The organism is Ilumatobacter fluminis (assembly GCF_004364865.1).
Classification (GTDB): Bacteria; Actinomycetota; Acidimicrobiia; order Acidimicrobiales; family Ilumatobacteraceae; genus Ilumatobacter; species Ilumatobacter fluminis.
The window spans coordinates 3,506,656-3,521,044 of record NZ_SOAU01000001.1; the positions used below are offsets into that span (position 1 = coordinate 3,506,656).

The 14,389-nt window shown below is 69.3% G+C and carries 14 protein-coding genes; 9 read left to right on the top strand and 5 right to left on the bottom strand.

The genetic code is table 11. From position 1 onward, the window contains the following. Positions 1–9 precede the first annotated feature (9 nt). Positions 10–1,416: an SWIM zinc finger family protein gene (locus BDK89_RS15870; protein ID WP_133869881.1), complete on the bottom strand. Its 1,407-nt coding sequence runs from the start codon at positions 1,414–1,416 to the stop codon at positions 10–12. Between the two features lie 50 nt (positions 1,417–1,466). Here BDK89_RS15870 and BDK89_RS15875 point away from each other — a divergent pair, with 50 nt between their 5' ends. Both BDK89_RS15875 and BDK89_RS15880 read left to right on the top strand, forming a co-directional pair. Continuing rightward, a complete protein-coding gene (locus BDK89_RS15875) occupies positions 1,467–1,928 on the top strand; it encodes an SRPBCC family protein (protein WP_133869882.1) in 462 nt (153 codons plus the stop codon). A 67-nt stretch (positions 1,929–1,995) separates the two neighbouring features. Then, positions 1,996–2,307, top strand: a complete 312-nt coding sequence (locus BDK89_RS15880; RefSeq protein ID WP_133869883.1) for a glutaredoxin family protein — start codon at positions 1,996–1,998, stop codon at positions 2,305–2,307. On the opposite strand, the gene BDK89_RS15885 is transcribed toward BDK89_RS15880, so the two are convergent. Continuing rightward, a complete protein-coding gene (locus tag BDK89_RS15885) occupies positions 2,308–3,528 on the bottom strand; it encodes a YibE/F family protein (protein ID WP_133869884.1) in 1,221 nt (406 codons plus the stop codon). Between the two features lie 174 nt (positions 3,529–3,702). On the opposite strand from BDK89_RS15885, the gene BDK89_RS15890 reads away from it, so the two are divergent. The 5 genes from BDK89_RS15890 (at position 3,703) to BDK89_RS15910 (ending at position 9,560) form a co-directional block, all read left to right on the top strand. After that, entirely contained in the window at positions 3,703–5,109 is a 1,407-nt protein-coding gene (locus tag BDK89_RS15890; protein WP_133869885.1) for a pyridoxal-phosphate dependent enzyme, read from the top strand. Further along, positions 5,102–6,265 (top strand): cystathionine gamma-synthase, encoded by a 1,164-nt coding sequence (locus BDK89_RS15895; protein ID WP_133869886.1) that lies wholly within the window; start codon positions 5,102–5,104, stop codon positions 6,263–6,265. The genes BDK89_RS15890 and BDK89_RS15895 overlap by 8 nt, the downstream gene beginning before the upstream one ends. A 68-nt stretch (positions 6,266–6,333) precedes the next feature. Next, the gene (locus BDK89_RS15900; RefSeq protein ID WP_133869887.1) at positions 6,334–7,716 is read left to right on the top strand and encodes an alpha,alpha-trehalose-phosphate synthase (UDP-forming); all 1,383 of its coding nucleotides are present in this window, start codon (positions 6,334–6,336) and stop codon (positions 7,714–7,716) included. After that, on the top strand, positions 7,716–8,450 hold the full coding sequence (otsB, locus tag BDK89_RS15905) for a trehalose-phosphatase (RefSeq protein ID WP_133869888.1): 735 nt from the start codon (positions 7,716–7,718) through the stop codon (positions 8,448–8,450). The genes BDK89_RS15900 and otsB overlap by 1 nt, the downstream gene beginning before the upstream one ends. Positions 8,451–8,549: 99 nt before the next feature. Further along, entirely contained in the window at positions 8,550–9,560 is a 1,011-nt protein-coding gene (locus tag BDK89_RS15910; protein ID WP_133869889.1) for an NADP-dependent oxidoreductase, read from the top strand. Positions 9,561–9,637: 77 nt separating this feature from the next. Here BDK89_RS15910 and BDK89_RS15915 read toward each other — a convergent pair whose 3' ends face one another. After that, complete coding sequence (locus BDK89_RS15915; protein ID WP_133869890.1) at positions 9,638–11,899, bottom strand: YceI family protein; 2,262 nt, start codon at positions 11,897–11,899, stop codon at positions 9,638–9,640. A gap of 161 nt (positions 11,900–12,060) precedes the next feature. Continuing rightward, complete coding sequence (locus tag BDK89_RS15920; protein ID WP_243839190.1) at positions 12,061–12,735, bottom strand: ribonuclease HII; 675 nt, start codon at positions 12,733–12,735, stop codon at positions 12,061–12,063. Between the two features lie 88 nt (positions 12,736–12,823). Here BDK89_RS15920 and BDK89_RS15925 point away from each other — a divergent pair, with 88 nt between their 5' ends. After that, positions 12,824–13,690 (top strand): hypothetical protein, encoded by an 867-nt coding sequence (locus BDK89_RS15925; protein WP_133869892.1) that lies wholly within the window; start codon positions 12,824–12,826, stop codon positions 13,688–13,690. A 49-nt stretch (positions 13,691–13,739) separates the two neighbouring features. Here the strand turns inward: BDK89_RS15925 and BDK89_RS15930 are convergent, their stop codons facing one another. Then, positions 13,740–14,084: a carboxymuconolactone decarboxylase family protein gene (locus tag BDK89_RS15930; protein WP_133869893.1), complete on the bottom strand. Its 345-nt coding sequence runs from the start codon at positions 14,082–14,084 to the stop codon at positions 13,740–13,742. A 101-nt stretch (positions 14,085–14,185) separates the two neighbouring features. Here BDK89_RS15930 and BDK89_RS15935 point away from each other — a divergent pair, with 101 nt between their 5' ends. After that, on the top strand, positions 14,186–14,380 hold the full coding sequence (locus BDK89_RS15935) for a hypothetical protein (RefSeq protein WP_133869894.1): 195 nt from the start codon (positions 14,186–14,188) through the stop codon (positions 14,378–14,380). The last annotated feature ends 9 nt before the right edge of the window (positions 14,381–14,389 follow it).

The window sequence follows — 14,389 nt, forward strand, 5'->3', positions numbered from 1 at the left end:
CCGCGCCCCTCACGTCGCCCCCACGAAGCTCGGATCGGCGCGCGGGCCGATGTCGATCGCTCGATCGTCGAGGTGGACGGTGAGCGGCTGCAGCCCCCACGGCGTCCACTCGACCGTGACGGTCGCAGCCGAGCCTGCCGACGCAGCGAGCAGGGTGGCGAGCGAACGCTTCGGCCCGATCAGCGGCAGCGTGCCGGTGTCGTCGACGAGCACCCAGCGCCCGTCGAGCACCGTCGGCGTGGCGCGCACCGTGGCCGGGAAGCGTTCGAGCCACGGCTCGGCAGCGACCGCAACACCGATCTGGTCGCAGGCCTCCCCCAGGCTCGACGCGACCGGTTCGACGAACGGCAACGGGTCGGCGTACCGCTCCCCCGCCAGCGCCCGCAGTGCTCCGCCCGGGTACCGGTGCAGGTCGGCGTGGACGACGGTGCCGACGGTGAACGAGTCGTCGAGCACCTGCTGGTAGGCGGCGAACGAGAGCAGCATCGCCCACCGCTTGGTCGTAGTGCCGTAGAGCCACAGGCGTCGCACCTCGATGCGGTCTTCGCGGACGTCGCTGCGACCGGCGACGAACCACTCGTCGGTGTCGGGAACACCCCCGAGCACGTCGGCCCGCTTGACCTGCCAACCGGACGACACGGCCACGGCGTCGGCGAGCGGCCCCGGCAACTCGGGCAGGTGGCGACCGGCCCGGGCCAACAGGTGCAGCATGCCGAGTTCGACGAGGACGTCGCTGTGCCAGTCGGGTGACGAGCCGACGAGTCCGGCGAGTCGACGGACCCGGTTGGCGAGCGCGCCGGCACGTGCGTCGACCAGGCGTGCGGCGAGTGCGTCCCACGTGTCGTAGCGGGCGAGCGCCGGGTCGGCGAGCCCGGTGCGCATCCGGTCGTCGAGCCATCGGTCGAGTTCGGTCAGCCCCTCGAGCATCCGGGCGATGCGCTCGTCGCGCGAACGGTCGAGTTCGTCGCGGTCGGGCGGTGCGGGTTCGTCGGCATCGGCGGCTTCGTCGCGCCCGTCGGACGCCGGATCGCTCGTCGCTCCGGCATCGTCGCCGGCACCGCCGCCCGCCCCCGGGGCAGGCTTCGAGCGCCGGTCGCGCTGCTCGACCCAGCTCGCGACCGCGGCGGGCGCCGCCCCGTCGGGGACACCGCCGCGAAGCCACAGCAGCAGGAGCGCCACTGCGTGTTTGCAGGGCAGCTTGCGGCTGGGGCACGTGCACCGCCATGCCGCCTCGACGTGGTCGACCATCGTGTCGTACGGCTCGGCGCCCGATCCCCGGCACCGGCCCCACAGCGCTCGATCGTCGACGCCCAACGCCGACCAGCGCGCCGTGACGGCGAGCGGTTCGGCCGCGGCGACCGCACGCGGCGACGGCGCGACTGCCGCCACCTGCTCGACGGTCCACGCTTCGGCCACGGCGCCACCGTACCGAGGGGGTGTCGCGATGTGCGGAGTACCATCGGGTCATGGCTGACGTGACGAAGGCGACCGTCGACCGCGAGGCCCAGCAGGTGTCGGGCTCGCGCGTCGTGGATGCGACACCCGAGCAGATCTTCGACCTGCTCACCGACCCGACCCGCCACGGCGAGATCGACGGGTCGGGCATGGTGCAGCAGGCACGCGGCGACACCGCTCGCCTCGAAATGGGCACCAGGTTCGGTATGGACATGAAGATGGGGCCGCTCCCGTACCGCATCACCAACACGGTGGTCGAGTACGAGGAGAACCGGCTGATCGCATGGCAGCACCTCGGTAAGCACCGCTGGCGCTACGAGCTCGAGCCGGTCGACGGCGGCACCCTCGTGACCGAGACGTTCGACTACTCGACGGCGGTGTCGTCGAAGGGCATCGAGCTCATGGGCTACCCGAAGAAGCACTGCGCCAACATCGACGCCACCCTCGAGCGCCTCGCCGACCTGTTCGCCTGACGCGGGCCGTCGCGGTCGGGAACAGACCGACGCCCACGCTGGTTGCACCACCACGATGACCACGGCGATGACCCCCGACAGCGTGAACTACTACTGGCGCCCCGGCTGCCCGTTCTGCACGATGCTCCGACGCGGACTCGACAAGGCTGGCATCCAGACGGTCGACCACAACATCTGGGACGATCCCGAGGCAGCGGCCGTCGTCCGCGAGCACGCCGGCGGGAACGAGACGGTGCCGACGGTCGTGATCGACGGCGTGGCGATGGTGAACCCGAGCGCATCCGACGTCGCCGAGTACCTGATGAAGACGGCGCCGCACCTGCTCCCCGACGATTTCGAACCGCCCGAACCCGGCCTCCTCCGCAAGATCTTCGGCTGACTACACACGATCGTCGGCCGGGTCACCGTCGAGACCGACGGTGGGATCGCCCTCGACCGGCGAAGGACCGGCTGTCGACGACACGGCCAGCGCCGCCAACCAGGTCGCGATCGGTACCGATGCGACCAGGCCGATCGACCCGACCAGCGTGCGGACGATCTCGACCGCGACCAGTTCGCGTGTGAGCACCGAGCCGACGCTCTGCTGGGCGCTCGTGAACAGCAGCAGCAACGGCAGCGCCGTACCGGCGTAGGCGAGGAACAAGGTGTTGACCGTCGACGAGATGTGATCGCGCCCGATCCGCATCGCCCGGCCGGCGAGTTCGCGTGTCGGCAGCTCGCGCTGCACCGACTTGAGCTGCCACACCGCCGACACCTGGGTGACCGTCACGTCGTCGAGCACGCCGAGCGAGCCGATCACGATCCCGGCGAGCAGGATGCCGCGGGCGTCGACCCCTTCGCCGAGGCCGAACAGCAGCAGGCTGTTGTCGTCGCTGAGGCCGGTCAGGTTCGTGAACCCCACGAACAGCTGTGCCAACACCACGGTGATCAGCAGGCTGGCCAGGGTCGCGAGCAGTGCGATGGCGGTCGAGGGGTGGAAGCCGTGCGCGAGGAACAGCGCCACGTAGGCGATCGCCGCGGCGGCGACGACGGCGATCAGCACGGCGTCGGTGCCGTCGAGGATCGCCGGGAGCGCGAAGACGACGATGACGAACAGGCTCACGGCGAGCCCGGCCAACGCTCCGACGCCACGCCATCGTCCGAGCGCTATCACGGCGACCGCGAACAGCGCGACCAGCACCCAGAGCGCCGTGGAGCGTTGGAAGTCGTAGAAGTCGAACACGAGCCGCCCGGCCTCGGTCTCGAAGACGGTGAGCAGGATCGCGTCGCCCTCGCGGACCCGCGAGTCGGCCGGCAGCTCGATCGACGCCGACTCTCCCTCGTACGGACCGTCGGTCATCTCGAACTCGATCCAGCGACAGTCGCCGACGCCGCTGGAGCAGGTGATCAGCCGATCGTCGACCACGTCCGCAGCGACGGGATCGGCGTCGAGCAGCAAGGGATCGTCGACCGTTTCGTCGTCGCCGAGCGGCCAGAGCACCGCCATCGCGATCACGACGACGACACCGAGACCGATCAGGACCGGCCAGAGCCACGCCAACCACCGCGGATCGACGACGACGTCGTCGTCGCCGGACGCGTGCCCGTGCCCGTGGCTCATGCGTGGTCGTCCGTGTCGTGGGGCTGGATCACGACGTCCACGGTGCCACACCCACCCCGGGCCGGCCGGTCATGCCCGCTGGTGTCGCGACGTCGCTGCCCGTCACGGCCCGTCACGGCCCGTCGATCGACTCCGCAGGGGAATCTTCGGTCCGGCCCACTACGTTGCCTGGTCATGGCCGACCCACGACTGGCGGGCACGTCCATCGCCGATTCGGTGATCGATGTGTTCGGCAACACGCCCATCGTCCGACTCGACCGCATGATGGAGGTCGAACAGATCCCATCGGTGCTGGCGATGAAGATGGAGACCACCAACCCCGGTGGCTCCGCGAAGGACCGCCCGGCGCTCGAGATGATCCTCGCCGCCGAACGGTCCGGTGAGCTGAAACCTGGCGGCACGATCGTCGAGCCGACGAGCGGCAACACCGGTGTCGGTCTCGCCATCGTCGCGGCGCAGCGTGGCTACCAGTGCGTGTTCGTGATGACCGACAAGAACGGCCAGGAGAAGATCGACCTCCTGAAGGCGTACGGCGCCGAGGTCGTGGTGTGCCCCGTCGCCGTCGCACCCGACGACCCGCGCAGCTACTACAAGGTCGCCGAACGGCTCACCCACGAACGCAACGCCTACCGCCCGAACCAGTACGGCAACCCCGACAACCCCGAGGCGCATTACAAAACGACCGGCCCCGAGATCTGGGAGCAGACCGCCGGCCGGATCACGCACTTCGTGGCGGGCGCCGGCACGTGCGGCACGATCACCGGCACCGCCCGGTACCTCAAGGAACAGAACGCCGACATCCAGATCGTCGCGGCCGACCCCGAGGGTTCGGTGTTCTCGGGTGGCACGGGCCGCCCCTACCTCGTCGAAGGCGTCGGTGAAGACTTCTTCCCGAACGCCTGGCGCCCCGACCTCTACGACGAGGTGATCCCCGTCAGCGACGCCGACAGCTTCGCGATGGCCCGCCACGTGAGCCGCACCGAGGGCATCCTGATCGGTGGCTCGGGCGGCCTCGCAGTCGCCGCTGCGATCCAGGTCGCCAAGCGTGCGAAGCCCGACGATCTCGTCGTCGTCCTCAACCCCGACTCGGGTCGCGGCTACCTGTCGCGCATCTTCAACGAGGACTGGATGGTCAACTTCGGCTTCGTCACCGAGTGCGAGCAGTGCGTCGGCGCCGTGCTCGACGCCCGTGGTGACGATCTCGACAAGCTGCTCTATGTCAACCCGACCGACACGGTGCGTCAGGCGGTCGAGCGGATGCGCGAGCACGGCATCAGCCAGCTCCCGGTGTGCAAGAACACGCCGCCGTTCGCCAACGCCGAGGTCGCGGGCTCGGTCGACGAGCTCGAACTGATGGAGCGCATCGCCGCCGATCCCGGCTCGATGGACCTGCCCGTCGAAGACGTCATGGGCGCGCCCCTGCCGACGGTCGGCATCGGGCAGAAGATCGAGTTCGCGTTGGAACAACTCCACACCGCCCCGGCGTTGTTGGTGCTGTCGGGCGGACGCCCGCTCAGCGTCTTGAGCCGCACCGACGTCCTGACCTACTTCCAGCAACGAGCGGAGGCCTCCCATGGGTGAGATCGAAGAACAAGCAGGCTGGGGGTTCGAGACCCTCGCCATCCACGCCGGACAGCCGGCCGACCCGTCGACCGGTGCCGTCGTCACCCCGATCTCGCTGTCGACGACGTTCGCCCAGTCAGAGGTCGGCGTCCACCAGGGGTACGAGTACTCCCGGTCGGGCAACCCGACCCGCACCGCCGTCGAACAGCAGGTCGCCGCGCTCGAGCACGCGAAACACGGTCTCGCTTTCGCCAGCGGGCTCGCGGCCGAGGACAACATCCTCCGCCTGCTCCAACCGGGCCAGCGCATCTTGCTCGGCAACGACGCCTACGGCGGCACCTTCCGGCTGATCTCGAAGGTCTGGACCCCGCTCGGTCTCGACTGGACCGCGGTCGACCTGTCCGACCTCGACGCCGTCGCTGCCTCGTGGCCCGACGACGTCGGCATGGTCTGGCTCGAGACGCCGACCAACCCGTTGCTGACCTGCTTCGACATCGAGGCGATCGCCGAGATGGCGCACGAGCGCGACGCGCTGGTCGTGGTCGACAACACCTTCGCGACTCCCTACCTGCAGCAACCGATCACGCTCGGCGCCGACATCGTCGTCCACTCGGCGACGAAGTACCTCGGCGGTCACAGCGACGTGGTCGGCGGCTTCGTGGCCGTCGACGATGACGAGCTCGCCGAGCGAATCCGCTTCACCCAGAACGCGGCCGGTGCCGTCCCGTCACCGTTCGACTGCTACCTGGTGCTGCGGGGTGTCAAGACGCTGGGTGTCCGGATGGACCGTCACTGCGAGAACGCTCGGGCGATCGTCGACCTGCTGTCGGGCCATCGTGCGGTCGAGCGTGTGCTCTACCCGCAGCTGCCCGATCACCCGGGCCACGAGGCGGCCGCCAAGCAGATGCGCGACTACGGCGGCATGGTGAGCTTCACCCTGAAAGCCGGTGAAGCTGCGGCTCGCCGGGTGGCGGCGTCCACCGAACTCTTTACGTTGGCCGAGTCGCTCGGCGCCGTCGAGAGCCTGATCGAACACCCGGGCGCGATGACCCACGCGAGCGCGGCCGGGTCGCCGCTCGAGGTGCCCGACAACCTCGTCCGGCTGTCGGTCGGGATCGAGCACGCCGCCGATCTCGTGGCCGACCTCGAACAGGCACTCGACACCGCTCCGTAACCGCGACGTGACCGGGGCGTCACCCGCTCGGGGGTTTGCCGTCCACTGGCGCGGGTAACGTCGGACACGTGGCTCCCACCGAACGTCCCCTGGTCGTCGCAGCGAACCGTCTTCCGCTCGCCCGAGCCGAAGACGGCAGTTGGACCACCAGTCCGGGCGGCCTGGTCCGAGCGCTGCTGCCCACCGTGCAGGAGACCAAGGGCAGTTGGGTCGGCTGGACCGGCGAACGCGATGGACAGGCCGAGGTGGTGCACGCCGACGGGATCGATCTGTACCCGGTGCCGATCACGAGCGACGAGGTCGACCGGTACTACGAAGGGTTTTCGAACGGGACCCTCTGGCCGCTCTACCACGACGCGATCCGAGAGTCGAACTACCGCTCCGACGAATGGGACAGCTACGTCGACGTCAACCAGCGGTTCGCGATCCAGATCGCCAACATCGCCCCGCCCCACGCCGCCGTATGGGTGCACGACTACCACTTACAGCTCGTCCCCGGGTTGCTGCGCGAACTCCGCAACGACGTCCGGATCGGGTGGTTCAACCACATCCCGTTCCCGCCGCTCGAACTGTTCCAGCGGCTGCCATGGCGGAGCGAGATCATCAAGGGCCTCCTCGGCGCCGACGTGCTCGGCTTCCAGCGCCGACAGGGCGCGCACAACTTCATGTCCGCCGCCCAGAACCTGCTCGACGCGACCGAGCTCGACGAGGGTCTGGTCCACTACGAGGGACGCAACGTCAACGTCGGCGCCTACCCGATCTCGATCGACGTCGAAGACTTCGAGCTGCAGGCGAGCGGACGTGCGACGCGCCAGCGCACGGCTCAGATCCGGAGCCGCCTCGGCGACCCGGAGGTGATCCTGCTCGGCGTCGACCGGCTCGACTACACGAAGGGCATCGGCAACCGGCTGCAGGCGTTCGGTGAACTGCTCGACCAGGGGCGTCTCGACCCCGAGCGTCACGTGCTCGTGCAGGTGGCCACGCCCACCCGCGAGGGTGTCGAGCAGTACCAGGACGAGCGTCGTGAGATCGAACAGATCGTCGGGGAGATCAACGGGCGCCATTCCCGCCTGGGCTTCCCCGTCATCCACTACCTGTACCAGTCGCTCCCGCTCGACGAGCTGATCCCGCTCTACAGAGCCGGCGACGTCATGCTGGTGACCCCGTTCCGCGACGGCATGAACCTCGTCGCCAAGGAGTACGTCGCCGCCCACGTCGACGGCGACGGCGTGCTGGTGCTGTCCGAGTTCACCGGTGCCGCCGACGAGCTGGGCGAGGCCCTGCTCGTCAACCCGCACGACGACCATGCGCTCCAGAACACCATCGTGCGCGCCGTCGAGATGCACCGCCACGAGCGGCGTCCGCGAATGGAAGCGATGCGGAAGCGACTCGAGACGTCGACCGTGTCGGATTGGGCGAAGTCGTTCCTCGATGTGCTGATCGACTCGTGATGCCCGCGGTCGACATCACGCCCGAGCGGTTGGCCGCCGAGGTCGCACCGCTGCTCGGTTCGGCGCTGGTCGGGTTCGACGTCGACGGCGTGCTCGCCCCGATCGTCGAGAAGGCGCACGACGCTGCGCTGAGTCCGGGCGTGCTCGACGAGCTCGAACGCTTGGCGATGCGGGCCCGCGTCGTGATCGTGTCCGGCCGCTCGGTCGGCGACCTCGATCGGTTCGACTTCCCGCCCACGCTCGAAGTGGTCGGCAGCCACGGCCTCGAACGCCGCGGCATGCCGCCGTTGGCGCTCGACGACGACGAGCAGTACACGTTCGAACAGCTCGAACTGCTGGCCACCCGAGCCGTCGACGCGGCGGGCGACGGCGCCTGGCTCGAGTACAAGCCGGCCAGTGTCGTGATCCATGTGCGCGAAGCCGACCGCACACTCGCCGAGCGGGCGATCGCGGCCGTCGAGAACCTGGCGAGCATGATCGACGGCGCCCACGTCAAGCACGGCCACATGGTGTGCGAGCTGCTCGCCCGCACGGGCAGCAAGGGCGAGACGATCACCGAGCTACGCGAGCCGGGTCAGCCGGTCGTGTTCCTCGGCGACGACGTCACCGACGAGAGCGTGTTCGAGGCCATGGTCGACGGCGACCTCGGTATCCGCGTCGGCGACGGCGACACCGCAGCCGGCTACCGACTCGCCGGCCCCGACGCCGTCGTCCAGTTCCTCCACCGCCTCTGACCCCGCCGAAGGCGTGAACAAACTGCGGAACTATTCCGCAGTTTGTTCACGCATTGCCCGGGTGGGGGTGGGCGGAGGTGGGTCTGGGAGAATCGGGGGATGAGTGGCAACACGCAGGTGCTCCTGACCGAACGGCCGAGCGGGAAGCTCGAGACGTCGAACTTCACGATCCGCGACGGCGACATGCCGACCGTCGGCGACGGCGAGGTGCTCGTGCGGAGCGTGTTGTTGTCGATCGACGCCGCCAACCGGGCGTGGATGCAGGGGGCCACCTACAAGTCGGCCGTCGAAGAAGGCGACGTGATGCACGGTGGCGCGATCGCCGAGGTGCTCGAGTCGCGCAGCGATCGCTTCGCCGAGGGCGACCTGGTGTGGGGCGAGGTCGGCTGGCAGGAGTACGCGGCGCTCGACGCCCGCCACCTGGCACCGGTCGGCGACCATCGTCCCCTCACCCACCATCTGTCGGTGCTGGGCGTCGCCGGGCTCACCGCGTACCACGGGCTGCTCGACGTCGTCGGGATCGAGGCCGGCGAAACCTTGCTGGTGTCGGCCGCTGCCGGTTCCGTCGGCTCGCTCGTCGGCCAGATCGGGAAGATCGCTGGCGCCCGGGTCGTCGGCATCGCCGGCGGGCCGGAGAAGTGCCAGTGGGTCGTCGACGAGCTCGGCTTCGACGCCTGCATCGACTACCGGGGCGAGAAGCTGTCGCGGGCACTGCGTGAGCACTGCCCCGACGGTGTCGACGTGTACTTCGACAACGTCGGCGGGCCGATCCTCGAAGCGGCCCTGTTCGCGATGAACCTGCACGGACGCATCTCGTGCTGCGGCGCCGTGTCGCAGTACGACTCCGACGCCCCGACCGGTCCGCGTGGCGTGCCGGGTCTGATCGTGACGAAGCGGCTGACGATGAAGGGCTTCATCGTCATGGACTACGCCGATCAGCAGGAGCGCGCGATCGCCGATCTGTCGGCGTGGGCCGCCGATGGCCGGCTGACCGTGGTCGAGGACGTGATCGACGGCCTCGAGGCAGCGCCCGACGCCCTCGTCGGCCTGCTCGCCGGCCAGAACCGAGGCAAGCGCATGGTCCGCGTCTCCCCCGACCCGGTCGGTTGATGTCAGACATCAACCGACCTCGCAGCGGTTGCGCATGGCCGAACTGGTCGGTTGATGTCTGACATCAACCGACCGACTCAGCGGTCGACGGTGCTGAGGGTGGAGTAGCACATCTCGTCCTCGGTGCCCTCGTTCCACGTGATGTGACGTGGCTCGGGCATCGGGGCGAGTGAGCGGTCCCACGTGCACTCGACGCGGATGACGTCGCCCGGTCCGACGACGATCGTGTCGATCGGTCGGTAGTCGAACTGCCACTCGAACGCCCAGTTCGGGATGTCGAGCAGGATCTGCTCATCGGCCGTGCCCGGATTCAGCGTCATCCGGAACGTCTCGCCGAACTCGTGCATGTGTCCGAGCACACCGACGATCTCGCCGTAGGCACTGGCACGGTGATCACACGAGGCGTAGCCGACCCCGTCGGTGTCGGCCATCATCGCCTGCAGGTCGGCGCCGCACTGGGCGATGAGCCCGTCGGGGATGATCGCGGCGAAGTCGCCGAACTTGTCGCGGATGTCGGCGATCACCGTCGCACGGTCGCACAGCGGACCGCTCTCGTCGTCGCGACACGGGATCTCTGCGGGGGCGAGGTAGGTCGTGACGACGACGTCGTCGAACGCGCCGTCGGCGGCGGCGACCTGATCGGCATCGGCGAACTCGACGTCGAGGGCGGACTCGTCGGCGGGTGCGTCGTGGTCGTAGTGGTAGTGGATCTGGGTGACGAGGAAGTCGCCGGGTTCCATCCGGATGCCGGAGCCCTCGGCATACGTCTTGGGCTGCTGCCCCGGCGCCCAGCCACCGATCTGCTCGGTTCCACGCAAACCGGCGAGTCCGAAGCACGGCCAACCCGGGGCCTCGTCGCGTGCGTCGAGCGCTCGTGCGTCGTCCATCACGGCAGCGTCGGCACGGAAGAAGATCGCGTGGTGGACGATCTCGACCTGGTCGGGGACGATCGTGTAGCCCGTGATCCAGCGGGTGTCGTCGGCGGGCGGCATCTCGTAGATCTGGCAGCGATAGTCGTCGCGCTGATCGACCGAGCCGGTGTACGGCTCGGCAGCCACGGTGACGTCGGCGTCGAGTGGGACGACGATCGCATTACGCGGCTCCAACCCCGTCGACGGTTCGACGTCGACGGCACCGTCGGCCTCGGCCCACGCTGCGATCTCGGCGATCTGCTCGTCGGAGAGCGACCAGTCGTGTTCGAAGTCGACCGACAGGTCGCTGGCCGTCCACGGCGGCATGTAGCGCGACTCGGTGACGAGGGCGATGTCGGCAGCGACCGCTGCGACGTCGGCGATGGTGGCGAACTCGACGGTTGCTGCGCCCGGTCCGCCAGGCACGTGGCACGAGGCGCAGTGGGTCTCGATGGTGGGGAGCACCGCCGCGGAGAAGCGCGCGGTGTCGTAGGCCGGCTCGACCGTGGTCGTCGGCGCTGCCGCGGCGTCGTCGGGCGCCGAGGTCGCAGCGGGTTGCGTGGTGTCGATCGGAGCGGGATCGCCGGCCAGCTCGAACTCGTCCAGCTCGTCGACGGCGCCGCTCGGTACGGCCACGAGGGAGAACGTGAGCTCGACCTCGTCGCTGGTCGACACCAGCCCGGAGATCGCGATCGGCCCCACGTCGTAGGTCGACATCAGCGCCGTGGTCGACATCTCGGCGGTCAGCCGGTCGTCGTCGATGCGGACCCAGCCACCGAACGTCTCGGTCGCCGTCGTCTCCTTCACGGTCAAATCGCCCGTGATCTCGACCGGGATGCGCTGACCGTCGGTCGATCGGTCGGGCAGGCCCTCGACGCTGGTCGGGACGAAGGTGGCGTACGGGTACTCGGTCGATTCGAGGAAGTCGTGCCGGATCCGCTTGTCGCGCAGGGTGGAATCGGACTCGAACCGTTCGACGTTGACGACGATCGTGCCGAGCACGGAGTCGGACGGGGTCTCGCGGTCGACGGCGATCTCACCGGCCAACACCGTCGTGGTGCCGACCGCGGTCGAATCGCTCCCGCCCAACCGCTCGTCGATGCGGTAGGTCACCTGCGACCCATCGACGAGCACGAACCGTTCCGACCCGTCGGCGACCTCGACGGGCGGGGCCTCGGCGCCGTCCGAGCGGACCGTGCCGTCGGCGAGCAGCCAGTCCCACTCGTCGGCGGTGAACCACGCGCCGAACGCCACCGCCGCGGCCACGACCGGCACACCGAACATGAGGGCGGTCGGTGGGCGCGACGACGCCTCGCGATGCATCGCTCGCCACGACCACGCGAACGCCACGACGGCCGCGAGGATCAGGACGACCACGATCAGGGTCGCCCAGTTCCACCCCATCGACGACGTCAGGTGTGCCAGCACCCGGACGACGTTAGTGGAGCCGGTCGGATGAGGTCAGACCCCAACCGACCACCCGATGGCGTGGGTCCGAGCATCCGTGTCGGATGAGGTCAGACCCCAACCGACCACCCGATGGCGTGGGTCCGAGCATCCGTGTCGGTTGGGGTCTGACCTCATCCGACTCAGAACAGGGTGGGTTGCTCCGGGCGGAAGACCCGCTCGACGCCGGGCCAGCGGACGTAGTTGTCCATGAACACCCACGTGCGGCGGTGGATCGCCGACGGGCCGTAACCCTGGAGCGCCGCCTTGTGCTTGGGGCACGGGTAGCCCTTGTTGGTGTCGAACGACCAGTTCGGGTAGCTCTCCGACAGTCGCCGCATCTCTCGGTCGCGGACGACCTTCGCGAGGATGCTCGCCGCTGCCACGCTCAGGCAGTGGCGGTCGGCCTTGACCCGCATCTCGACCTCGGCGACGCAGGGTGTCACGAAGTCCCACTTGCCGTCGCTGACGGCCACGTCGGGCACGACCTCGAGCCCCTCGACCGCCCGGCGACAGGCGAGCCGTTGCGCGTCGGCCATCCCCATCTCGTCGCACTCTTCCTGGCTCACCGCCCCGACCGACCAGGTGATGCACCAGTCGGCGATGCGGTCGAACAGGCGCTCGCGGTCGGCCTCGGTGAGCATCTTCGAGTCGCGAACGCCCTGGATACGCTTGTCGCGCGGCAGGATCGCGGCACCGACCATCAGCGGCCCGGCCCAGGCGCCCCGGCCGACCTCGTCGATCCCGACGACCGTCTCGTGGCCGTGTGCCCACAGCTCCTGTTCGATCTTGCGCGTCGGCGCCTTGCCACGGGCCATCACCGGCGACGCTATCCGGGCACCGGTGACTCTGGTCCATTGCGTTCGGCGCCCGTGCGGCCGATGATGGAGTCGGAAAGAGGTCGACATGTCGCGCACACGGTTCCACACGGTGCTCCGCACCCTCATCGGCGGATCGGTGGTGATGTCGCTCGCTGCCGCGTGCGGTGACGATGCCGTGTCGACCCCGACGTCGACGACGGCCATCACGACGACACCCACCACCGCACCGACCACGACGCCCGAGACGACGCCCACCACCGCACCGACCACGGTGCCCGAGACGACGATGCCGGCCACGACAGCCCCACCCACGACAGCCGCGCCGACCACCGTCGCTCCCACGACCGTCGTCCCGACGACCACACCGCCGACGACCGTTCCGGTCGTCGAGCCGGTCGTCGCGGTCTGGCCTGCCGCCGAGGTCGTGTTCGACACTCCCGAGGAAGCAGCGTCCGACTTCATCGAGCAGGTCTTCGGCGTCGAACCGCTGATCGGCGAGTTCATGCAGGGCGACGGTCGCAGCGGCGAGATCGAGGTCCTGAGCCCGCTCGACGACGACGACCCGGCGACCACACGGCCGACGGGCGTGATCCTGTTCATGCGCCAGCTCGGCGCCGACGACGGCTGGTTCGTCCTGTCGGCGACGAGTGAGGGTGTCACGATCGACGTGCCCGAGTTCGGCGACGAGGTCACCGCAGGCGACCTCACGGTCGACGGCCTCGGCCGCGGCTTCGAGGGCACGGTCGTCGTGCGGGCGCTGATACCGGCCGATCCGCCGGAGGTGCTCGATTTCGAGATCACGGCGACCGACTGGACGACACCGGTGCCCTACACCGCCACCCTCGATCTGAGCGCGACCTCGCCCGGTGACGTCGTCACGATCGTCGCGGTCGGCGACACCGGCATCGCTGCCACCGGCGAGTTCGCCGCGACCGCGGTCGTCGTCGGTTGAGCGTCGGTGCGGCCACCTCGTCCGCACCGACGCCGGCTTGGGTCGTCGGCTATGCAGCGGTGAACTGCTCGAGGGCCGCGAGGGCCTCCGAGCCGTAGACGACCGAGGGTCCACCGCCCATCATGACGGCGACGCCGATGGTCTCGACGATCTCACCTCGGCCGGCACCGGCTTCGAGGACGTCCTTGACGTGGAACGCGATGCAGCCGTCGCACCGAACCGTGATCGCGATGGCGAGCGCCATCAGCTCCTTCGTGCGCTTCGACAACGCACCGTCGGCGGTCGCCGCCTGGTGCAGGCCCATGAACGAGTTCATGACCTCGGGTGCCTCCGTGCCCAAGGCACCCATGCCGGACATGACCTCGCCCTGGATCTCGACGAAGTTCTTGCTCATCGTGCCCCTCCTCGCGTGCTCGACGTCTGCTGCCTCCCACCCAAGGTCAACCAGGGCGTGAACGCCAGATTCGAAAGTCCCCTCCGGCCTACGCTGGCCGCATGGACGACGACTCGTGGGGCCCTGGACGCGATCCGGCGTCGCGGTGGCGGTGGCCCGGCGGACACAACAGCCCGCGACTCACCGGCGGTGAACCCGACGGTGTCGGCGGACGGACGGTCCGGCCGGCCGTGCTGGTCGGCACGGTCGTGCTCGTGCTCGGCGCCGTCTTCGTGGCGCTGGTCGCGTTCGGCTGAAGCCCGTCG

Excerpts from the sequence above, each read along its gene's own strand:
- BDK89_RS15895 (WP_133869886.1), top strand. The coding sequence starts at position 5,102 with ATGGGTGAGATCGAAGAACAAGCAGGCTGGGGGTTCGAGACCCTCGCC.
- BDK89_RS15910 (WP_133869889.1), top strand. The coding sequence starts at position 8,550 with ATGAGTGGCAACACGCAGGTGCTCCTGACCGAACGGCCGAGCGGGAAG.
- BDK89_RS15890 (WP_133869885.1), top strand. The coding sequence starts at position 3,703 with ATGGCCGACCCACGACTGGCGGGCACGTCCATCGCCGATTCGGTGATC.
- BDK89_RS15885 (WP_133869884.1), bottom strand. The coding sequence starts at position 3,528 with ATGAGCCACGGGCACGGGCACGCGTCCGGCGACGACGACGTCGTCGTC.
- BDK89_RS15880 (WP_133869883.1), top strand. The coding sequence starts at position 1,996 with ATGACCCCCGACAGCGTGAACTACTACTGGCGCCCCGGCTGCCCGTTC.
- BDK89_RS15875 (WP_133869882.1), top strand. The coding sequence starts at position 1,467 with ATGGCTGACGTGACGAAGGCGACCGTCGACCGCGAGGCCCAGCAGGTG.
- BDK89_RS15925 (WP_133869892.1), top strand. The coding sequence starts at position 12,824 with ATGTCGCGCACACGGTTCCACACGGTGCTCCGCACCCTCATCGGCGGA.
- BDK89_RS15930 (WP_133869893.1), bottom strand. The coding sequence starts at position 14,084 with ATGAGCAAGAACTTCGTCGAGATCCAGGGCGAGGTCATGTCCGGCATG.
- otsB (WP_133869888.1), top strand. The coding sequence starts at position 7,716 with ATGCCCGCGGTCGACATCACGCCCGAGCGGTTGGCCGCCGAGGTCGCA.
- BDK89_RS15920 (WP_243839190.1), bottom strand. The coding sequence starts at position 12,735 with ATGGCCCGTGGCAAGGCGCCGACGCGCAAGATCGAACAGGAGCTGTGG.
- BDK89_RS15935 (WP_133869894.1), top strand. The coding sequence starts at position 14,186 with ATGGACGACGACTCGTGGGGCCCTGGACGCGATCCGGCGTCGCGGTGG.